The organism is Devosia sp. LjRoot16 (assembly GCF_964252795.1).
Classification (GTDB): domain Bacteria; phylum Pseudomonadota; class Alphaproteobacteria; order Rhizobiales; family Devosiaceae; genus Devosia_A.
The window spans coordinates 342,573-361,924 of the sequence record NZ_CAXUPH020000003.1 but is presented as its reverse complement, the minus strand read 5'-3'; the positions used below and the strand labels follow the sequence as shown (position 1 = coordinate 361,924).

Below are 19,352 nucleotides of genomic sequence, written 5' to 3'. Positions count from 1 at the left end.
ACCGCAATGTTCCCCGTGCCCATCGCGTCCGGTTGACACGCGGCGCCACCGACGGAATCAACGCGTCTGCAGCGCGGCGGTTGCGCCGTGGATGCAAGTTTATCGACCGCGTTTCCGCCCTATTGCAGTCCCTTCAGGGACACACTGAACCCCTAGCATTTGCTGGTATCCGCAGCAGATCGGGGGGCAATCCGATGACTGCCTTGACCATCCGTCCATCCTTGCTGGACGGCGATATCGCCAGCGCCTTCGAGCGCGAGAAGAGCCTGTTCATGGCGCGTAACAGGGAGCGGTGCAGCCACCTCCTGGTCCGCTTCGGGCCGGATGCGGCCGACGAGAACTTCGCCATCTCGGCGGCGTTCACGCTCGACGAGGCGCGCAACTGGCATCAGGTGGAAGTCGCGGTGCCGTTCAAGGAACTGCGCCGCGAGGACGGGCCGGACCGCGGGCTCATCTCAGCCTTTGGCGAGCTCGACGACGGCATCAGCGCGGCGCGCATCGCCCGGCTGTTCGCTCCGCTTTCGGTGGCCCAGCGCATGGCTGGCGGGCGTCGCGATTAGACATTCGATTTGTCGCGCTTTTGAACGGGAAGGGCCAGCAGCTCTTTCTGAAGGCGCATAGCTGCAACCGATGGTGGCCGTTCCCGCGGCCGGGGAGCATCAATGAAAACCTGCTGGTTCATCGTTATCGAGAGCATGGGCTCGTGGTGGGTCGACTGCGAGGGCAAGGCCTATGGACCGTTCGAAAGCCGCGACGATGCCCAAAGCCAGGCACGGCGGATCGCCATGACCTATGGCGATGACGGCCGTCGTTCCGAGGTGTTCGCGCCGACGGATCAGGGATCGCACAGGCTGATCTGGAAGGGCCCGGTGCCGACCACGTCCTGACGCCTGCTAGCGCTGGTCGTTGTAGGGTTCCTTGACGGTGCCGACACGACGCGCCAGGGCCGAAAACGACAGGGCGCCGTCATCCGAGACGGTGGCATTGGCCATGCGCAGCAGGCGTGCCGGAAAGGCCAGGGCATCGCGCTCGGCCGGACGGAGGTTCTCGATCGAGCGGTGGTCGTTGATGGCGGTCTGCTCGGCGGCCCGCATGGCGTCGTCGACGTCCTGGCGGGAGACCAGGCCCCTGGCGATCATCGTCTCGTGCATGGCGGCGATGGCGAGGTAGAGGCCTTCGAGCTGCAGGTTGGCGCTATTCATCGCACGCGTCCTTTTCTCACACGGAAGAGGCGGGCCATGGCCCGCCTCCATGCTGCGCTCATCCTCAGTGAATGAACAGCACGATGATGATGATCAGCCAGATGGGCACGCCCAGCAGCCAGAGTCCAAGTCCTTTCAGCATTTGCCTTCTCCTCTATCGTGCGCGCCGGAACACGGTGCGGAACACGGTGGCGTTGTCGCGGTGGTTGCCACCCATCTGCGCCGCCCAGTAAGCGCCGGCCGCACTGACCAGCAGCGAAGCTGCGGTGAGGAAGGCGGCAACCACGGCAGTCTTGCGGGCAGTTTCGGCAGCCGCCGCCGCGTCGGCTTTGGCCTTGTCGACAGCCGCCAGCACCTCGGTGACGCGGGCGTTGGCTTCGTCCGCGCTGAGGCCGGTGTTGGTGGCGACAACCTGGGCCAGATAGGCCTTGTCGGGATCGCTGATGCCATCGCCGAGTGCACCCTCAGCAAGGATACGGCCGGTTTCGGCGCGCACCGCGGTGGTATCGGCCGCCGAGGCCGTGGTCGCGGTGGGCGAGGGGCGGAACAGCTGATCGACGAAATAGACATTCGGATCGATCGCGCTGCCGGCGTCATCGGCCACGGTCGCTGCGGCGTTGGTGAGCGTCGAGGCCGCGGCGCCGACGGCATTTGCCGCAGCGCTGATGCCGCCGACGGCAATCAGACCGCCGATCACCAGAGCACCACCCCAGACAAGCAGGCCATGCGCCCCGTCGCGCACGTCCGCTTCATCTTCGGTGGCATCGTGATGACGCCGGCGCAGCCGGCCGGTGACATAGGCGCCCGCCATGAAGCTCGAGACTTCCACCCACAGCAGCCAGATCCCGGCCGCAATGGCGATCCAGATTACCGGAACATCCGGGCCGGCGTGGAAGTTGACGAAGCTCAGTCCGATTGCCGAGCCGAAGCCCAGCAGGACCAGCGAGATCGCTGAGGCGATCACAATACCGGCGATGATCGCCGGCCAGTCGACATAGGAACTGTTGTCCGTCGCGGCCGGGGTTGAGGCAACGACAACGTCTACTTCGGAGGGAATGGTCATGGTGTGGTCCTTACCTCAGGCCGAAGAAGGACAGGACGGCGAGGATTACGACCACCAGGCCGACGAGGTAGATGATCCCGTTCATTTTTCTTGTTCTCCTATGACGCGGTTCGTCACAGAAAAGTGCGGAAACGAACGATTGGTTGCCTTGATCGGAAATTATCCTAGCGCCCGCCGGTAATGCGGCTGTCGACCTGCTCGAGGGGCGCCGCGTCATTTTCCACCCGCTCGGCGATCATCTTGCGGAGCTTGTGAAGCTCATGACCGGTGAGTTGTTCGGCGCCGATCAACCGGTTATCGGCTCTGCGCAGCGCCATGATCAGATCGTCGAGCTTGGCCTGCACAGCCTCGCCGTCGCGGTTCTGGGTATGCTGCACCACGAACACCATGAGGAAGGTGATGATGGTGGTGGCGGTGTTGATCACCAGCTGCCAGGTCTGGGAGAAGCCGAATAGCGGTCCGCTCACCGCCCACAGCACGACGAGCCCGCAGGCTGCGGCAAAGGTCGCTGGCTTGCCGGCGCCGCGCGACACGATGCTGGAGAACTGGTGAAAGAAACCTGCGGCCATGATGACACCTCGCGTTGCGCAGCGTCTGATTCAATCGCCGCAGGCGGCAGCAAGTTCCAGCTAGAGCCAGAAGCCGAGGGCAGTGGCTGCAATCAGAACGACGGCGAGCAGGAGGAAAGCGGCGAGCCAGTTGTGCAGGCGACCAGGCCGGTAGGACGAAGTGGTGGGTGACATTGATGCAATCCAATGGGGGAGATTGCGCGATCAACGCCCGGTTGCAGCGTCCCAAATGTCGCCCGCAGGGCGGCGGCTCAACCGGTCTATGGGGAGATTAGGCGCTTCCCAGGCCCGGCCATACTCACAAAGACATGTGCCGGCGAAAAAGCGGGAAGTGGTACGCCCGGATGGATTCGAACCATCGACCATCCGATTAAAAGTCGGATGCTCTACCACTGAGCTACGGGCGCTCCTGCCGCGCGGGGCGGATCGGCGCGGAACATAGGCATTGTGCCCCGGCTGTCAATCGCTAACGGCGAATACCCGTCAGTTGAGCAGCGGCACCGGCTGGCCGGCATAGCTTGCAGGCTCACACGGGACGCCCGCGCGGTCGAGCCGGGCGCACAGTTCGATGGCAGAGGCGCGATCGACCATCGGGCCGGCGACGATGATCTTGCCGTCGGTACCATCCTGGTCGGCGAGCACCGGCGACAGGCCCACCAGCATGGTGCCGACCTGCGCGAGCAGCTCCTGCCACTGCGCTTCGGCGGTATCGGCGCGCACCGGGAAGCCGAGCGCGATACCGGGGGAGGAGCCGTCCGGAATGGCCAGTGGCATGGTGTTGGCGGAGAGCGGTACAGCCTTGAGTTTCACATCATTGGAGCCCGGAAGCAGCGGGCGCTGCTGCACGGCAACAGTACCGCCTTCGGTCTCGAAGGTCAGGGTCTTGCCCGGGGTGATCGAGCCCGTGGTGGTGGTGTCGATGGCAGCGGCAGCGCTGCGGGCCTTGATCTGCACTTCCTCGAGAACCTTGGGCACGCTGATCTCGAGCGCACCGACGCGCTTGGTCACGGCGCCGGCGGCTTCCTCGTTCATGGAGAAGCGCTGCAGCAATTGGGTGCTCTCGCGCTGCATGCGCGCCGATTCTTCTTCGAGCGTTGCGACCTGAGTGCGCAACTGGTTGATGGTCGAGCCTTCGAGGCGCGAGGCGTGGAGCGCCCCGTAGACGCTGGGTGGGATCAGGCCGGAGAGGTTGGCGCCCAGAATAGCCACCGCCCAGATGCCAAGCGCCGCGATGCCCCACATTGTCACGTCAGCCGGACGAAACTGGTCTGCTGCCTTCGCCAAAGGTCTTATCTCCCAAGAGCCCTACGAATCAGGCCGATTTTCGAGTTTACCACTCCGTAACCGCGTTATCGGATTCCCAACAACTTGCTGCCATAAACACGGGGGAAACGATGACCCCTGACGAGGGCCCTCCATGACTGAATTGCTGTCGATCATCCTGGCCGCGGGCGAAGGCACCCGCATGCGCTCGGCTACGCCGAAAGTGCTGCATCAGGTGGGGGGATTGCCGCTTGTTGGGCACGTGGTGCGGACGGTCGCGGCCAGCTCTTCGGCTATCTCGGTGGTGATCGGGCCGGGACACGACGCGGTCCAGGCAATGGTCGCGGGGCTGGCCCCGGCGGCAACATTCTCGACGCAGGCCGACCGCAGGGGCACTGCCCACGCAGTGAAACAGGCCGAAGCCGCCTACAGCAGCGCCAAGGGGAACGTGATCGTGCTTTATGCCGACACGCCGCTCGTCTCGGCCGAAACGTTGGGGGGCATCACCACGCGGCTCGATGGCGGCGCAGATATCGTGGTGGTGGGCTTCCGGCCCGAGGACACCACCGGTTACGGGCGGTTGATCACTGACAACGGACAGTTGCTGGCAATCCGCGAGCACAAGGATGCAACCGAGACCGAGCGGGCGATTGGGCTGTGCAACTCCGGCATTATGGGGTTTCGCGCCGACACGCTGCGTTCGGTGATCGACCGGATCGGCAACGCCAATGCCAAAGGCGAATTCTACCTCACCGACGCGGTGGAACTGGCGAGCGGCGACGGACGACGGATCGAGGTGGTAGAGGCCGATGCGAACGAGGTGATCGGAGTCGACGACCGGCGGAAGCTGTCGCAGGCCGAGGCACAGTTCCAGGAGCTGCGGCGCGACGACTTCATGCGCGCCGGGGTGACGCTGAAAGACCCGTCGACGGTGTACTTCTCCTATGACACCGAGATCGGCCGCGACGTGACGATCTTCCCCAACGTGGTGTTCGGGCCCGGGGTGAAGATCGCCGATGGGGTCGAGATCCGGGCGTTCTGCGATATCGAGGATGTGACGATCGGCGAGGGCTCCAGCATCGGGCCGTTCGCCCGCATCCGCGGCGGCGCCGAGTTGGGCAAGGACGTACACCTCGGCAACTTCGTCGAGGTGAAGAAGTCGGTGATCCATGATGGCGTGAAGGCCGGGCACCTGAGCTACCTCGGCGACAGCGAAGTGGGCGCCAGGACCAACATCGGGGCAGGGACCATCACCTGCAACTACGACGGCGTGAACAAATCCAAGACCAGCATCGGGGCGGATGCCTTTATCGGCTCGAACTCGTCGCTGGTGGCGCCGGTAAGCATCGGCGACGGGGCCTATATCGCTTCGGGCAGCGTCATCACTCACAATGTCGAACCGGATGCGCTGGCCATCGGCCGCGCCCGGCAGGAGAACAAGCTCGGCTATGCGCCAAAGCTCAAGGCGCGGGCCGAAGCCATCAAACGCGCCAGATCCGGCAAGTAGGGGACAGACGAGATGTGCGGTATTGTCGGGATTATCGGAACGGAACCGGTGGCGCCGCGGCTGGTCGATGCGCTGAAGCGGCTGGAATATCGCGGCTATGACAGCGCCGGCGTGGCGACGCTGGAGGCTGGCCAGATCGGCCGCCGCCGCGCCGAGGGCAAGCTCGGCAATCTCGCCGCCAAGCTGAGCTTCGAGCCGCTCAGCGGCAATATCGGCATCGGCCACACCCGCTGGGCGACGCATGGGGCGCCGACCGAGGGCAACGCCCATCCGCATGCCACCGACAAGGTGGCGGTGGTGCATAACGGCATTATCGAGAATTTCCGCGAGCTGCTCGCCGACCTCGCCAAGGACGGGTACCTGCCCAAGACGCAGACCGACACGGAATCGGTGGCGCTGTGGGTGACCCGCGAGATCGATCGCGGGCTCGACCCCGAGATGGCGGTGGCGAGGACGCTGAAACAGTTGCACGGCGCCTTCGCGCTGGCCTTCATGTTCAAGGGCGAGGATGCCCTGCTGATCGCCGCCCGCTCCGGTGCCCCGCTCGCCATCGGCTATGGCGCGACCGAGATGTATCTGGGCTCCGACGCCATGGCGCTGGCGCCGTTCACCTCGCGGCTCAGCTACCTGCTCGATGGCGACTGGGCGGTGCTGACCAAGAATGGCGTCACCATCCGCGACGGCTCGGACGCGATCGTCCAGCGCGAGATGCTGGTTTCGGCCGCCTCGGCGCTGCTGGTCGACAAGGGCAACCACCGCCACTTCATGGCCAAGGAAATCTACGAGCAGCCCGAGACGGTCTCGCACACACTCAGCCACTATGTGGATATGAGCAGCGACCGGGTGGCACTCCGAGAGAACCTGCCGTTCGATTTCGCCAAACTGTCGCGCCTGACCATTTCGGCCTGCGGCACCGCGTCCTATGCCGGCATCGTCGCCAAATACTGGTTTGAGCGCTATGCGCGGCTGCCGGTGGATGTCGATGTGGCCTCGGAGTTCCGCTATCGCGAGCCGCCGCTGGAGCAGGGCGGGCTCAGCCTCTTCATTTCCCAATCCGGTGAGACCGCCGATACCCTCGCGGCCTTGCGTTATTGCGCCGGGCAGGGGCAGCACATCGCCTCGCTGCTGAACTCGCCGGAATCGACGATGGCGCGCGAGAGCCAGGTGGTGTTCCCGACGCTGTGCGGGCCGGAAATCGGCGTCGCCTCGACCAAGGCGTTTACCGCCCAGCTGACGGCGCTGGCGAGCCTTGCCGTCGCGGCGGGCGTGGCGCGCGGCACGATATCGGCGGCGCAGGAAGCCGAGCTGGTGCATAGCCTCACGACGCTGCCCACCGCCATCTCCGCCGCGCTGGCGCTCGAGGGGCAGGTCGAGGATATCGCCAAGCGGTTGAGCAAGGCCAAAGACGTGCTCTATCTGGGCCGCGGGCAGATGTTCCCGATCGCCATGGAAGGCGCGCTGAAGCTCAAGGAACTGAGCTATATCCACGCCGAGGCCTATCCGGCCGGCGAGCTGAAGCACGGGCCGATCGCGCTGGTGGACGAATTGATGCCGGTGATCGTCGTCGCCCCGTCGGACGAGCTGATGGGCAAGACCTTCTCCAACATGCAGGAAGTCGCGGCGCGCGGCGGCAAGATCATCCTGATCACCGACGAGGTGGGCAAGGAGGCGGTGGGCGAGGGCGTGGCGGAGGTGCTGGTGCTGCCCAAGGTCGCGAGCTTCGTGGCGCCGATCCTCGCAACCATCCCGGTGCAGCTCCTGGCCTATCACACCGCCTCGTTCATGGGCACCGACGTCGACCAGCCGCGCAACCTCGCCAAGAGCGTGACGGTCGAGTAGCTCGTGCTCTCGACCAGCCTGCCGGATGAACTGACGACCGCGATCCGCGAACGCTATGAGCCAGCCGGGCTGGTGGTGACCGACCGGCCGCGGCGCGAGGCCGAAAGCGCTGAGTACGGCGCCTGTCGGTTCGGCCTCAACGGCCACCAGGTGGCGTTCCGCGTGGCGCGGATCACGCCGACCAAGCTCGGGCAGTTCGTCACCATCTGGAAGCGCGAGACCCCGGACGTGGAGATCGCACCGCTCGATGCTGCCGATGGCGTCGACTTTGTGATCGTCAGTGTCGCCGATGCCGGGCAGCGCGGCCAGTTCGTCTTCGATCGGCAGTCGCTGGTCGATCGCGGCGTATTTTCGGTCGATGGCAAGGGTGGCAAACGCGCTGTGCGAGTCTATCCGCCCTGGAGCAAACCCATTGCCAAAGCCGCCCAGCGCACGCAGCAATGGCAGACGCGGCACTTCCTGCCGTTCGAGGCGCGCGATTGCAGCGCGGAGCTACGGCGGCTGATGGCGGTGACCGAGTGAATAAACCCTTCTTCGAGCAGGAGCCGGAACTCAACGTCTTCGGCGAGAAGCTGGTGCTGTGCTCGATGCATCCGCTGACCGGGTTCTTTCGGAACGGCAACTGCATCACCGGCCCGCTCGACGAGGGCCGGCATACCGTCTGTGCCGAGATGAACGACGCATTCCTGGCGTTCTCGAAATCACGCGGCAACGATCTTTCGACCCCGATGCCGGAATATGCGTTTCCGGGCCTCAAGGCCGGCGACCGCTGGTGCCTCGTAGCGCTGCGCTGGGTCGAGGCGCTGGAAGCCGGCATGGCGCCCCGCGTGGTGCTGAAGGCGACGCACCAGTCGGTGCTGAACTATGTCGAGATCGATGTGCTCAGGAAGTACGCGGTGGAGTGAGGGCTCCGTGGGGACCCGGCGCGGGGGAGTACGGCTACTCCTGGAGGCCCCCCAAACTCGGTGTCACCCCAGCGAAAGCTGGGGCCCATTTCTCGGCCCGCGCCAGAGGATGGTTGGGTCCCAGCTTTCGCTGGGATGACAGCCGGTGGGGTGGGCGAGTTGTTCTGGCAAGCCCCCACCAGCCGCCTCCGCTAATCCTCGATCAACCGCCTCCCGAGGCTGAGCGAGTCGTGCCGCTCATAGCCGAGCCGATCGTAGAACTTCAGCACGCCCTCGTTCTCGCCGCGCACCAGCAGGTTGATTTTTGGGCAGCCCATAGCCGTGAGACGCCGCTCGAGCTCAGCCAGCAGCGCGGCGCCAAAACCCTGGCCGGCGTGCGCCGCCGCCGTCGCGAGGTAGTAGACCGAGCCGCGGTGGCCGTCATAGCCGCCCATGGCGGTGGCGATGACCTCGCTGTCGCGCTCGCCGACGAGGAACAGCTCGGGTTGCACCGCCAGCTTGCGCTCGATGTCCTTCACTGGATCGTTCCATGGCCGGGTCAGGCCACTGGCCTGCCAGAGGGCGACGACCGCGTCGGTGTCGCGGCGTTCGAAGGGGCGGATATGCATGGGGTCAGCCGGCTCGGAGCAGGGGAATGGCGAGGTCTTTGCGGAACAGGTAGAGCAGCGTGCGCAGGGCGTCGCCGTCGCCTCCGGTCAGGCCGGGGTTACGGGTCAGCGCGTCCTTGGCATCCTCGTGTGCCCATTCGAGCAGGTGCCGGTGTACATCGGGGACGGCGAGATGGTAGCCGGGCATGCCGGATTGGCGGGTGCCGAGCACATCGCCCTGGCCGCGCAGCTCGAGGTCCTTCTCGGCGATGACGAAGCCATCTTCGGTGCCCTTGATGGTCTCGAGCCGGGCCTTGGCGGTTTCGCTCAACGGCTCCTTGTAGAGCAGCAGGCAGGCCGAGCGCTGGCTGCCGCGACCGACGCGGCCACGCAGCTGATGCAGCTGGGCAAGGCCGAAGCGTTCGGCATGCTCGATGATCATGATGGTGGCGTTGGGCACGTCGACGCCGACTTCGATGACGGTGGTGGCGACGAGGATCTTGGCCTCGTTGCGCTGGAAGCGATCCATCGCCTCGGCCTTGGCGGCGGCGCTCATCCGGCCATGGATAAGCACCACCCTATCGCCGAACACCTTCTTCAGCTCGGTGAAGCGGTCCTCGGCGGCAACCACTTCGAGATGCTCGCTTTCCTCGACCAGCGGGCAGACCCAGAAGGCCTGCGCCCCCTCGGCGATGCGGCTCTCGAGGCGCTGGATGACGCGGGCATACTCGCCGATCGACAGCACCGCGGTATCGATCGGCTGCCGGCCACGCGGCTTTTCCCGCAGGATGCTGACCGCCATGTCGCCGAAATGGGTGAGCACCAGGGTGCGCGGGATCGGCGTGGCGGTCATCACCAGGAGGTCGGCATGGATGCCCTTCTCACTGAGCGCGAGGCGCTGGTGGACGCCGAAGCGATGCTGCTCGTCGACCACGGTGAGGCCGAGATTGTGAAAGTCGACGCCGGTCTGGAACAGCGCGTGGGTGCCGACGACGATATCGGTCGAGCCGTCGGCGATGCCTGACAGCACGGCACGGCGCTCGGCGGCGGTCATCTTGCCGGTGAGCAGCACGATACCGAGCCCGACCTGGTCGCAGAGGGGCTTCAGCGTCTTGAAATGCTGGCTGGCGAGGATCTCGGTCGGCGTCATCAGCGCCGATTGCGCGCCGCTTTCTGCCATCGCCGCCATCGCCATCAGCGCGACGACGGTCTTGCCGGCGCCGACATCGCCCTGCAGCAGGCGCGACATCCGTTCGGGCGCAGCGAGGTCGTGGCGGATATCCTCGACGGCGAGCCGCTGGCCCTCGGTGAGGGTGTAGGGCAGGGCGGCCTCGACCCTGGCGGAGATCTCGCCAGTGAAGCTGCGGGCGATGCCACGCGGCGCGATCAGCTGTGAGCGGACGATCAGCAGGGCGAGCTGGCCGGCGAGATACTCGTCATAGGCGAGGCGCATCCGGTTCTTCGACCAGAGCTGCGCGTCATCGGGGGTTTCGGGGGCGTGCGAGGCCTGCATTGCTGCCTGAAAGCTGGGCCAACCGAACTCTGCGATGCGCTCGGCGGGCATCCATTCGGGCAGGTCGGGCAAGGTCTCCAGCACCTGCCGGGTGAGTTTGATCAGGGCGCGAGAGCTGAGGCCGTGGGTCAGCGGGTAGACCGGCTCGACCAGCGGCATGTCCTCGAACTTGTCGGCCTCGACGACATAGTCGGGGTGGGTGATCTGCTTTTCGCCTTGGAAGAAGCCGATGGTGCCCGAGACGTATCGAGTCTCGCCGACCGGCAGCAGCTTTTCCACCCAGCCGCCCTGGGCCCGGAAATACACCAACTGGATCTCGCCGGTTTCGTCATGCGCGAAGACACGATGCGGGATGTGCTCCCGGCCGCGCGGCGGCGGCTGGTGGCGGTCGATATGGAGCTTCAGTGTCGCGATATTGTTGTGCACGGCATTGGCGATGCCATCCATGCGGCGGCGGTCGAGGACGCCGGTGGGCATGTGCATCAACAGGTCGAGCGCGATGGCTTCCTGCCCCTCGGGCGCGCCGAAGAAACGGGTCAGCAGGGCGCTGAGCTGTGGCCCCACCCCCTTGATGGAGTGTAGCGAGCGAAACAGCGGATCGAGGGCCGGCGGACGGGACATGCAACTCGGGTCGGAGAAATTTGCCGATGAGTTGTGGCAAAATCGGCTGCCGATTGCCACCGGCTTGCAAGGCGTCTGTTGTGGGGGAAGCACGACGTCGCGGCGACGGGTATGCTTGTCGACCACGTGACACGCGGGCGATATCCGCGTAAACACGCCATCCACATTCCCCGAGACCACCCGCTCATGGCCCTTCAAAAAGACGCCGGTGAAGATTCTGCTATGCGATTGCGGCGCCTGCGCTATCGCGCCTGGCATCGCGGCACCAAGGAGATGGACCTGCTGCTCGGGCCTTACGCGGACGCGCGGCTGGCGGCCATGGACGGGGCGGAACTCGATCGCTTCGAGATCCTGCTCGAGGAGCTGGATACAGACCTCCTCGCCTGGCTGATGGGGCAGGAGCCGGCCCCTCAGGATGCCGACCACGACCTGCTCGCCGACCTGCTCAGATTCCGGACTGCCAAATGACCGACCAGCGCGCCGATCGCACCCTTTCGAACGTCCCCGACGGCATGCAGCCGGTGGTGCTGGCGCGCCTCGTCGAGGACCGGCTGAAGGCCGCGCCGGATGCGGCGGTGAGCGCCGTATTCGTGGCGCGCGACGGGCGGCGCCTGCAGCGCATGGTGGAGATCCTCGAGCAGCTGATGCCGGGGCACCAGTTGCTGACGCTGCCGGCCTGGGACTGCCTGCCCTATGACCGCGTGTCGCCCAACGGGGTGACCATCGCGGCGCGGATGACGACGCTCTCGAGCCTCGCCAGCGGCGCGGCAAAGGGGGCGATCGTCCTCACCACGGTCAATGCGCTGGTGCAGAAGCTGCCGCCGCGCGAAGTCGTCGCGGGGATGAGCTTTGCCGCGGCGGCCGGGCAGGTGGTCGATAGCGACAAGCTGATCGCCTGGGCCGCAGGGAATGGGTACCTGCGGGTGCCGACGGTGCGCGAGACCGGCGAATATGCCGTACGCGGCGGACTGGTCGACCTCTATCCGGCCGGGGTCGAATCGCCGCTGCGCTTCGATTTCTTCGGCAAGCAGCTCGAGACCATCCGCACCTTCGATCCGGACACGCAGCGCACCACCGGCAACCTGAAGCGCATCGCTCTGGCGCCGATGAGCGAGGTGTTGCTGAGCGAGGAGGCGATCCGCCGCTTCCGGGCCCGCTACACCACGATGTTCGGCGGTAACACCGTCGACGATCCGCTCTATGCGGCGGTGAGCGCCGGCCAGCGCTACCCGGGTGTCGAGCATTGGACGCCGTTCTTCTACGACGAGCTGGACCACCTCGCCGCCTATACCGAGGACGCGCCGTTCGTCTTCGACGACCAGGCCCGGGAAGCCTTTGCCGACCGGCAGACGCAGATCTCGGACTACTACCAGGCGCGCGAGGATGCACGGCACGAAAAGCAATCCTCGCAGGGCGCGGCGCCCTACAAGCCGGTGCCGCCGGCGCAACTCTACGAGATGGAGCGCGCGCCCTACACGCTGGCGCCGGACAAGGGCGTGGTGCAGCTCTCGCCGTTCGCGACACCGGACATGCGCAAAGCCGATGATGTCGGCGGGCGGGTGGCGCCGAGCTTTGCCGCCGAACGGCAGGCGCAGGACGTCAACCTGTTCGAGGCGGTGGTCAAACTGTTCCGCGCCGAGCGGAAGAAGGCGCGGAAAACCATCATCGCCTGCTGGTCGGAAGGCTCGCGCGATCGCATGGCGCAGGTGCTGGCCGACCATGGCCTGGCGCATCCGCGCCTCGCTGAGAACTGGCGCGATGCCGAGACCACCTCGCCGGAAACTACGGCGCTGGTGGTGCTGGGGCTCGAGACGGGCTTTCAGACCGACGACATGCTGGTGCTCAGTGAGCAGGACATTCTCGGTGAGCGGCTGCTGCGGCCGCAGAAGCGGCGCAAGGCCTCGGATGCTTTGACCGAGGCCGCCGGCCTCGCGGCTGGCGATCTGGTGGTGCATGTCGACCACGGTATCGGCCGGTTCCTCGGTTTGAAGACCATCGAGGTACAGGGCGCGCCGCACGACTGCGTCGAGATCGAATATGCCGGCAACACCAAGCTCTACCTGCCGGTCGAGAACATCGAGCTGTTGTCGCGCTACGGCGCCGACGCGATCATCGAACTCGACAAGCTCGGCGGCGTCGCCTGGCAGGCCAAAAAGAGCAAGCTCAAGAAGCGCATCCGCGACATGGCGGAGCAGTTGATCAAGATCGCGGCGTTGCGGCAGCTGTCGACGGTGCCGCCTATGGATGTGCAGCCGGGGCTCTATGAGGAATTCGCAGCGCGCTTCCCCTACGACGAAACCGAGGACCAACTGGTCGCCATCAACGCGGTGTTCGAGGACCTGGCATCGGGTCGGGTGATGGACCGGCTGGTGTGCGGCGATGTCGGCTTCGGCAAGACCGAGGTGGCGCTGCGCGCGGCGTTCGCCGTGGCGATGTCCGGGCGGCAGGTGGCGGTGGTGGTGCCGACAACGCTGCTGTCGCGCCAGCACTTCAAGACCTTCAGCGAGCGCTTCTCCGGGCTGCCGCTGCGGATCAGGCAGGCTTCGCGCCTGGTGTCATCGACCGAACTCAAGGCGACCAGGGAAGAACTGGCCAAGGGTACCGTCGACATCGTCGTCGGCACGCATGCGCTGCTGGCGAAATCGATCCAGTTCAAGGACCTGGGGCTCTTGATCATCGACGAGGAGCAGCATTTCGGCGTCGGCCACAAGGAGCGGCTGAAGGAGCTGAAGGGCAATGTCCACGTGCTGACGCTGACCGCGACGCCGATCCCGCGCACGCTGCAGCTGGCGCTGACCGGGGTGCGCGACCTGTCGCTGCTCGCCACACCGCCGATTGATCGCCTCGCCATCCGCACGTTCGTGTCGCCATTCGATCCGCTCAGCGTGCGCGAAGCGCTGCTGCGCGAGAAGTATCGTGGGGGGCAGGCGTTCTATGTGGTGCCCAAGATCAAGGATCAGCCCGATATCGCCGAATTCCTGCGCCAGCAGGTGCCGGAGGTCAGCTACGTCGTTGCCAATGGCCAGATGCCGCCGGGCGAGCTCGACGACATCATGAACAATTTCTACGACGGCAAGTTCGACGTGCTGGTCGCCACCACGATCGTCGAATCCGGGCTCGATATCCCCAATGCCAACACCTTGGTGGTGCACCGGGCCGACAATTTCGGCCTCGCGCAGCTCTACCAGATCCGCGGCCGGATCGGCCGGGCCAAGCAGCGCGCCTATGCGCTGTTCACCATCCCGCCGGACAGGAAGCTCAACGACACCGCCGAACGGCGGCTGACCGTGCTGCAGTCGCTGGAAACGCTGGGGGCGGGGTTCCAGCTGGCGAGCCACGATCTCGATATCCGCGGCGCCGGGAACCTGCTCGGCGACGAGCAGTCGGGCCATATCCGCGAGGTCGGGTTCGAACTCTATCAGGCGATGCTGGAAGAGGCGGTGGCGGCGCTGCGCGACGGTGACGCGGAATACGAGGAGCGCAACGAGTGGAGCCCGACGATCTCGCTGGGCATGCCGGTGATGATCCCCGAATACTATGTGCCGGACCTGCAGCTGAGGATGCAGCTCTATCGCCGGCTCGGCGACCTCTCGGATGCGCGCGAGATCGATGCGGCCGGCGCCGAACTGATCGACCGCTTCGGGCCGCTGCCGGAAGAGGTGGAGGCGCTGCTCAAGGTGATCCTGGTGAAGGCACTTTGCCGCACCGCCAATGTCGAGAAAGTGGATGCCGGGCCCAAGGGCGCAGTCGTCACGCTCAGGAACAAGACATTCCCCAACCCGCCCGGGCTGGTGCGGATGGTCTCCGATCCGCAGATGCAGGTCCGGATCAAACCTGATCAGAAACTCGTGTTCAGCCGTGACTGGCCGACAGCCGAGGCGCGACTGAAGGGAACCGCCGCGATACTGTCGAGAATGGCCCGGCTGGCGGCGGAAACGGGTGCTGCGGCAACACTCGCAGGTTAAAGCTTTCGGAAGTCATCTCGGTCATGTTATTGCCGCGTTTCGTGCCTTGAAGAGCGCACGAAGAAGGGTGGCCGGGAGAGTCACCGATGGTAGGACACCACAAGGAAATTCAATGACCCTCAAAAAGCTCGTCGTTGCTGGTTTCGCGGTTGCCGCGCTGATGATGCCCTCGTTCGAGGCGCTCGCGCAGGAAGCCACCACGCCGGCAGCCCCCGCCGAGGGTGCAGCAGCACCGGCGGCGCCTGCTGCCGATGCTGCAGCAGCGCCGGCGGCGCCAGCCAATCCCGCTCAGAACTGGCTCAAGGTCTGCGACCCCATCGATGGCGGCAAGCAGGCCTGCATCATGCGCCAGGTCGTCGTCGCCAATGGCCAGTTCCTCGGCTCGTTCCTGTTGCGTGACGATCCGGGCCAGGAGAGCCGCCTGCTCGCCGTTGCCGCGGTGCCGCTTGGGGTGCTGCTGCCGTTCGGCCTCACCTGGCAGATCGACGGCGGCAAGCCGATCCGCGTGCCGTTCATGCTGTGCGATCCGCAGAGCTGCGCCACCCAGCTGGTGATCAACGAGGCCTACGTGAACAGCCTCAAGAAGGGTGGCATCCTGAAGCTCACCGCCAAGAACCGGCAGAACAAGGACCTGGTGATCGACATCACGCTCGCCGGCTTCACCTCGGTCTATGATGGCGCCGCCGCGATGACCTTCGACGAATTCAACAAGCAGTCGACCGCTCCGTCGGCGCTGGAAAAGCAGCTGCAGGATCGCGCCGAAGAACTGCGCAAGCAGCTCGGCACCGATGGCGCTGCCCCGCCGGCCACTCCGGCTGCCCCGCAGTAAGCGGAGCGACGGGGTTAGAATCGAAAGGGCGCCTGCGGGCGCCCTTTTGTTCTTGGTGGCTTACCTACCCATCGAATGATCGCCTGTGTGCACCCGGAGAGCGGTCGAGCTAACCCACCGCGATCACCCCATCTACGATGTCATCCCAGCGAAAGCTGGGACCCAACTATCCATCTGCGCGGGGCTGCGAGTTGGGTCCCAGCTTTCGCTGGGATGACAGCCGGTGGTGGGTGCATGGCCGAGGCCAGCCACTGGCCGGCTCAGCACAATAGAAATGATGCCGCCTTGCTTCAGCCCTGGCCCATGCCGAGCCCGAAGGCGCGCTTGCGCAGTGGCGGCAGCAGGCGGAGCGCCCACAGGCCGCCGGCGCGCAGCGCCTGGGCTGGCAGGAAGTCGCTGAGCAGCGAGCGGAACAGGGCGTCGACCATGCCGCCGGTGCGCTCGAGATCGTCGGCGCGACGGGCGGCATAGTCGGTGCTGACGGCATTGGCCCAGCCGGGCGCGGTGCGATCGGCGGCGGCGAGTGAGGCGGCAAGATCGGCGACGTCGCGCAGCCCGAGGTTGAGGCCCTGCGCGCCGATCGGCGGAAAGGCATGCGCGGCCTCGCCGGCGAGCACGATGCCATCCATGCCGGCGCGCTCGACGGTGAGGGTCGAGAGCAGGAACATGTGCGCCGGGGTCAGCAACTGGATATCGCCGAACAGGCGCTGCGACTTCTCGAGGAAGGTGGCGCGGAGGCCATCCTGGCCAGTCGCCTGGGCGGCCTTCAACACCTCGCGGTCGTCGATCCAGACGAGGTTGGCGCGCGAGCCGCCGGCCGGAACCAGCGTGAACGGGCCCTGCTCGTAATGGAACTCCACCGAGGCGCCGCCGAGCGGGCGGCCGAGTTCGAGATCGCAGACCAGCGCCGACTGGGTGAAGCCGTGCTCGCGGGCGCGGAAATCGGTGGCGACGCGGACCAGCGACTTCTTGCCGTCGGAGCCGACGACCAGTGGCGCTTCGACGACGCTGCCATCGGCAAGCGTCAGCACCCAACCGGCAGAGCCGCGCTCGATGGATGAGAGCGCGAGCTCGCGGGTCTCGAGGTTGTCGAGCGAGGCGCGCGCCGCCTCGAAGGCTTCGAGCAGCCTGATGTTAGGGAAGTTCCAGCCGAAGGCCTCGAGGCCGGCATCCTTGCTGTCGAACAATGTCTCGGGGGCGCGGAGCAGCCGGTCGGTGGCGTCGATGATGCGGATCTGGGTCAGCGGGTGGCCGAGCTCGGCGGGATTGCCGATCAGCCCAGAGGCGCGCAGGTAATCGACGCTCGGGCCCATCAGCGCCGAGGTGCGCCGGTCGGGTGGGCCTTTGGGCGCGAGGTGGAGGGTGCGGAGGCCGGCGCGGGCGACAGCGACCGCCGCCGCCACCCCGGCAAGGCCGCCACCCACGACGACCGCTTCAGGAGCGCCGCTCATCGGGCCAGCGCCAGCCGCTTGTCGCGGCCGCTCGGAATAACCAGCGCACCGGCATAAGAGCCGGCGAACATGGCGAGAAGGAAGATCAGCAGGTTGTCGGGCCAGAAGGCGATCAATGAGATGGCCGGGCCCGGGCAGATGCCCGACATGCCCCAGCCGATGCCGAACAGCACGGCGCCGCCGATCAGCGGCGCATCGATGTGGTGGAACTCCGGCTCATGGAACTGGGTATCGAACAGCGGCGCCTGGCGAGAGCGGCCGAAGCGCACGGCAATGAACATCACGGCGATCGCCGCGACGATGACGAAGGCGAGGCTCGGGTCCCAGCCGCCGGTGGGGATGGCGGTGAAATCGAGGAAGCGCAGCACCTTCAGCGGATCGACCATCTGCGAAATGTAGAGGCCGGCGCCGAACAGCAGGCCGCTGACGGCGGCGGTGGCGAGGTAGGGGAGGCGGAGGTTGGCGGCCATCTCAGACGATCCCGGTGACGGCGACAGTGAGGATGGCGACCGAAAAGAACACCCCGACCGCGACGAAGGAACGCTTCGATAGCCGCGCGATGCCGCAGACGCCGTGGCCCGAGGTGCAGCCATTGCCGATCTTGGTGCCGAAGCCGATCAACAGGCCGGAGATGGCGACCCAGAGCGGGGCAGGGATGTTCCAGCCTGGCGGCGGCGAGGCCAGTTGCGCCGGCGCGCCGCCGGGGCCGCCGACGCCGAGGCCCGGGACGAGCCAGGCGGCCGCGAGGGCGCCGAGCACCAGCGCCAAGAGGAACACCAGCCGCCATACCACGGTGCGTGCCGGCGGCAGCAATTGCCCAAAGATTCCCGAGATGCCGGCGATGCGGCCGTTGCCGAGCCAGAGGAGCGCCGAGGCGAGCCCGATGAGCACACCGCCAATCAGGGCGGGGATGGGAGAGAACGCGTCCATGGGGAAACTTTCGAGTGGAGCCGAGCCATTACAATAACAGCGGCGGCATGGGCGGGCCAGCTTCGGCACGATGCGATCGTGCCACGGGCCGGGGGCGCGGTGAAAAACCGCACCCTGTGCGGAGCCTCGCGCGCACTCTTCCAACAATCGCGCCACGGCCCTAAGTATGGCGCCACCTGATCATCACCACTGGAGCTGTCGATGCTGGAACTCCTCTACGATCCCAACGTGTGGGCCGCCTTCCTGACCCTCACGGCGATGGAGATCGTGCTCGGCATCGACAACATCGTGTTCATCTCGGTGCTGGTGTCGCGCCTCCCCAAGGAGCAGGCGGATCGCGCCCGCAAGCTCGGCCTGGCGCTGGCGCTGGTCTTCCGCATCCTGTTGCTGCTGGTGATCTCCTGGATCATCAGCCTCACTCAACCAGCCTTCGACATCTTGGGCTTTGCCCCGTCGTGGAAGGATCTGATCCTGATCGCTGGTGGCGCTTTCCTCGTCTACAAGGCGACGCACGAGATGCATGCCGAGCTCGAGGAGCCGCACGAGGAGGAAGACAACCTCAAGAAGCAGGCCTCGATGGCGTTTGCCGCGATCATCAGCCAGATCATCGTTATCGACCTGGTGTTCTCGATCGACTCGATTGTCACCGCCGTGGGCATGGCCGATCAGGTCGAGGTGATGATTGCCGCGGTGATCGTCGCAGTCGGCGTGATGTTCGTGGCATCCGGCCCGGTGGCCGATTTTGTCGCCAAGCACCCGACCACCAAGATGCTGGCACTGGCCTTCCTCTTGCTGATCGGCACGTCGCTGGTCGCTGACGGCCTCGGCTTCCATATCCCCAAGGGTTACATCTACTCGACCATGGGCTTCTCGGTGCTGGTCGAGGCGATCAACATCATCGCCAAGGAGCGCAAGCTCCGCAACCGGGCCGCCGGGCGCCCGGCGGCGGCCGTGGGTCACACTCCGACAGTGGCCGAAGCCGCGACCCCCGCCAAGCCGAAGACCAGGTCGACTTCGACGTCGCGGGCCCAGGCCAAGCCGAAATCGGCGCCGCGGAAGTAAGCGGGGTTTCAAGCCCCAGGAAACGCAAAAGCCCGCGGTTTCCGCG

At 66.0% G+C, this 19,352-nt stretch carries 19 protein-coding genes and 1 tRNA gene; 10 read left to right on the top strand and 10 right to left on the bottom strand.

What is annotated here, in order from left to right:
* Nucleotides 1-194 precede the first annotated feature (194 nt).
* The gene (locus ACSQ23_RS16195) at nt 195-560 is read left to right on the top strand and encodes a hypothetical protein (RefSeq protein ID WP_055882444.1); all 366 of its coding nucleotides are present in this window, start codon (nt 195-197) and stop codon (nt 558-560) included.
* Between the two features lie 102 nt (nt 561-662).
* Nucleotides 663-887, top strand: a complete 225-nt coding sequence (locus ACSQ23_RS16190; RefSeq protein ID WP_055882442.1) for a hypothetical protein — start codon at nt 663-665, stop codon at nt 885-887.
* Between the two features lie 6 nt (nt 888-893).
* On the opposite strand, the gene ACSQ23_RS16185 is transcribed toward ACSQ23_RS16190, so the two are convergent.
* The 5 genes from ACSQ23_RS16185 to ACSQ23_RS16165 form a co-directional block, all read right to left on the bottom strand.
* Entirely contained in the window at nt 894-1,202 is a 309-nt protein-coding gene (locus tag ACSQ23_RS16185; protein ID WP_055882439.1) for a hypothetical protein, read from the bottom strand.
* A gap of 154 nt (nt 1,203-1,356) precedes the next feature.
* On the bottom strand, nt 1,357-2,265 hold the full coding sequence (locus ACSQ23_RS16180) for a hypothetical protein (protein WP_436091203.1): 909 nt from the start codon (nt 2,263-2,265) through the stop codon (nt 1,357-1,359).
* Between the two features lie 164 nt (nt 2,266-2,429).
* The gene (locus tag ACSQ23_RS16175) at nt 2,430-2,834 is read right to left on the bottom strand and encodes a low affinity iron permease family protein (protein WP_436091202.1); all 405 of its coding nucleotides are present in this window, start codon (nt 2,832-2,834) and stop codon (nt 2,430-2,432) included.
* 332 nt (nt 2,835-3,166) lie between these two features.
* A tRNA-Lys gene (locus tag ACSQ23_RS16170) sits at nt 3,167-3,241 on the bottom strand.
* Between the two features lie 76 nt (nt 3,242-3,317).
* Nucleotides 3,318-4,118: a hypothetical protein gene (locus tag ACSQ23_RS16165; RefSeq protein WP_436091201.1), complete on the bottom strand. Its 801-nt coding sequence runs from the start codon at nt 4,116-4,118 to the stop codon at nt 3,318-3,320.
* A 133-nt stretch (nt 4,119-4,251) separates the two neighbouring features.
* On the opposite strand from ACSQ23_RS16165, the gene glmU reads away from it, so the two are divergent.
* The 4 genes from glmU to ACSQ23_RS16145 are packed head-to-tail and all read left to right on the top strand — an operon-like array spanning nt 4,252 to nt 8,348.
* Nucleotides 4,252-5,604 (top strand): bifunctional UDP-N-acetylglucosamine diphosphorylase/glucosamine-1-phosphate N-acetyltransferase GlmU, encoded by a 1,353-nt coding sequence (gene glmU / locus ACSQ23_RS16160; RefSeq protein ID WP_056000471.1) that lies wholly within the window; start codon nt 4,252-4,254, stop codon nt 5,602-5,604.
* A gap of 12 nt (nt 5,605-5,616) precedes the next feature.
* Complete coding sequence (gene glmS, locus ACSQ23_RS16155) at nt 5,617-7,443, top strand: glutamine--fructose-6-phosphate transaminase (isomerizing) (protein WP_436091200.1); 1,827 nt, start codon at nt 5,617-5,619, stop codon at nt 7,441-7,443.
* A gap of 3 nt (nt 7,444-7,446) precedes the next feature.
* Entirely contained in the window at nt 7,447-7,965 is a 519-nt protein-coding gene (locus tag ACSQ23_RS16150; RefSeq protein WP_436091199.1) for a MepB family protein, read from the top strand.
* Complete coding sequence (locus tag ACSQ23_RS16145) at nt 7,962-8,348, top strand: DUF2237 family protein (RefSeq protein ID WP_056000462.1); 387 nt, start codon at nt 7,962-7,964, stop codon at nt 8,346-8,348. Before ACSQ23_RS16150 ends, ACSQ23_RS16145 begins: the two co-directional genes overlap by 4 nt.
* Before the next feature lie 191 nt (nt 8,349-8,539).
* Here the strand turns inward: ACSQ23_RS16145 and ACSQ23_RS16140 are convergent, their stop codons facing one another.
* Together ACSQ23_RS16140 and recG are read right to left on the bottom strand one after the other, a co-directional pair.
* Nucleotides 8,540-8,956 (bottom strand): GNAT family acetyltransferase, encoded by a 417-nt coding sequence (locus ACSQ23_RS16140; protein ID WP_436091198.1) that lies wholly within the window; start codon nt 8,954-8,956, stop codon nt 8,540-8,542.
* Nucleotides 8,957-8,960: 4 nt separating this feature from the next.
* The gene (gene recG, locus ACSQ23_RS16135) at nt 8,961-11,069 is read right to left on the bottom strand and encodes an ATP-dependent DNA helicase RecG (RefSeq protein ID WP_436091197.1); all 2,109 of its coding nucleotides are present in this window, start codon (nt 11,067-11,069) and stop codon (nt 8,961-8,963) included.
* Nucleotides 11,070-11,291: 222 nt separating this feature from the next.
* Between recG and ACSQ23_RS16130 the strand changes: the two genes are divergently transcribed.
* From ACSQ23_RS16130 to ACSQ23_RS16120, 3 genes are all read left to right on the top strand, one after another.
* A complete protein-coding gene (locus ACSQ23_RS16130; RefSeq protein ID WP_248310561.1) occupies nt 11,292-11,537 on the top strand; it encodes a succinate dehydrogenase assembly factor 2 in 246 nt (81 codons plus the stop codon).
* The gene (mfd, locus tag ACSQ23_RS16125) at nt 11,534-15,034 is read left to right on the top strand and encodes a transcription-repair coupling factor (RefSeq protein ID WP_436091196.1); all 3,501 of its coding nucleotides are present in this window, start codon (nt 11,534-11,536) and stop codon (nt 15,032-15,034) included. Before ACSQ23_RS16130 ends, mfd begins: the two co-directional genes overlap by 4 nt.
* A gap of 112 nt (nt 15,035-15,146) precedes the next feature.
* On the top strand, nt 15,147-15,863 hold the full coding sequence (locus tag ACSQ23_RS16120; protein ID WP_436091195.1) for an invasion associated locus B family protein: 717 nt from the start codon (nt 15,147-15,149) through the stop codon (nt 15,861-15,863).
* 290 nt (nt 15,864-16,153) lie between these two features.
* On the opposite strand, the gene ACSQ23_RS16115 is transcribed toward ACSQ23_RS16120, so the two are convergent.
* The 3 genes from ACSQ23_RS16115 to ACSQ23_RS16105 are packed head-to-tail and all read right to left on the bottom strand — an operon-like array spanning nt 16,154 to nt 18,244.
* Nucleotides 16,154-17,314: an FAD-dependent monooxygenase gene (locus ACSQ23_RS16115; RefSeq protein WP_436091194.1), complete on the bottom strand. Its 1,161-nt coding sequence runs from the start codon at nt 17,312-17,314 to the stop codon at nt 16,154-16,156.
* Nucleotides 17,311-17,784 (bottom strand): DUF6691 family protein, encoded by a 474-nt coding sequence (locus ACSQ23_RS16110; protein WP_436091193.1) that lies wholly within the window; start codon nt 17,782-17,784, stop codon nt 17,311-17,313. The genes ACSQ23_RS16115 and ACSQ23_RS16110 overlap by 4 nt, the downstream gene beginning before the upstream one ends.
* Nucleotide 17,785: 1 nt before the next feature.
* Nucleotides 17,786-18,244 carry a YeeE/YedE family protein gene (locus ACSQ23_RS16105; protein ID WP_436091192.1) on the bottom strand — a complete coding sequence of 153 codons (459 nt, stop codon included), beginning with the start codon at nt 18,242-18,244 and terminating at the stop codon, nt 17,786-17,788.
* A 201-nt stretch (nt 18,245-18,445) separates the two neighbouring features.
* Between ACSQ23_RS16105 and ACSQ23_RS16100 the strand changes: the two genes are divergently transcribed.
* Nucleotides 18,446-19,306: a TerC family protein gene (locus ACSQ23_RS16100; RefSeq protein ID WP_436091191.1), complete on the top strand. Its 861-nt coding sequence runs from the start codon at nt 18,446-18,448 to the stop codon at nt 19,304-19,306.
* The last annotated feature ends 46 nt before the right edge of the window (nt 19,307-19,352 follow it).

Coding starts and splice junctions, on each gene's coding strand:
- ACSQ23_RS16130 (WP_248310561.1), top strand. CDS start 11,292: ATGCGATTGCGGCGCCTGCGCTATCGCGCCTGGCATCGCGGCACCAAG.
- ACSQ23_RS16110 (WP_436091193.1), bottom strand. CDS start 17,784: ATGGCCGCCAACCTCCGCCTCCCCTACCTCGCCACCGCCGCCGTCAGC.
- ACSQ23_RS16100 (WP_436091191.1), top strand. CDS start 18,446: ATGCTGGAACTCCTCTACGATCCCAACGTGTGGGCCGCCTTCCTGACC.
- ACSQ23_RS16185 (WP_055882439.1), bottom strand. CDS start 1,202: ATGAATAGCGCCAACCTGCAGCTCGAAGGCCTCTACCTCGCCATCGCC.
- ACSQ23_RS16120 (WP_436091195.1), top strand. CDS start 15,147: ATGACCCTCAAAAAGCTCGTCGTTGCTGGTTTCGCGGTTGCCGCGCTG.
- ACSQ23_RS16140 (WP_436091198.1), bottom strand. CDS start 8,956: ATGCATATCCGCCCCTTCGAACGCCGCGACACCGACGCGGTCGTCGCC.
- ACSQ23_RS16180 (WP_436091203.1), bottom strand. CDS start 2,265: ATGACCATTCCCTCCGAAGTAGACGTTGTCGTTGCCTCAACCCCGGCC.
- ACSQ23_RS16115 (WP_436091194.1), bottom strand. CDS start 17,314: ATGAGCGGCGCTCCTGAAGCGGTCGTCGTGGGTGGCGGCCTTGCCGGG.
- ACSQ23_RS16190 (WP_055882442.1), top strand. CDS start 663: ATGAAAACCTGCTGGTTCATCGTTATCGAGAGCATGGGCTCGTGGTGG.
- glmU (WP_056000471.1), top strand. CDS start 4,252: ATGACTGAATTGCTGTCGATCATCCTGGCCGCGGGCGAAGGCACCCGC.
- ACSQ23_RS16175 (WP_436091202.1), bottom strand. CDS start 2,834: ATGGCCGCAGGTTTCTTTCACCAGTTCTCCAGCATCGTGTCGCGCGGC.
- ACSQ23_RS16105 (WP_436091192.1), bottom strand. CDS start 18,244: ATGGACGCGTTCTCTCCCATCCCCGCCCTGATTGGCGGTGTGCTCATC.
- glmS (WP_436091200.1), top strand. CDS start 5,617: ATGTGCGGTATTGTCGGGATTATCGGAACGGAACCGGTGGCGCCGCGG.
- ACSQ23_RS16195 (WP_055882444.1), top strand. CDS start 195: ATGACTGCCTTGACCATCCGTCCATCCTTGCTGGACGGCGATATCGCC.
- mfd (WP_436091196.1), top strand. CDS start 11,534: ATGACCGACCAGCGCGCCGATCGCACCCTTTCGAACGTCCCCGACGGC.
- recG (WP_436091197.1), bottom strand. CDS start 11,069: ATGTCCCGTCCGCCGGCCCTCGATCCGCTGTTTCGCTCGCTACACTCC.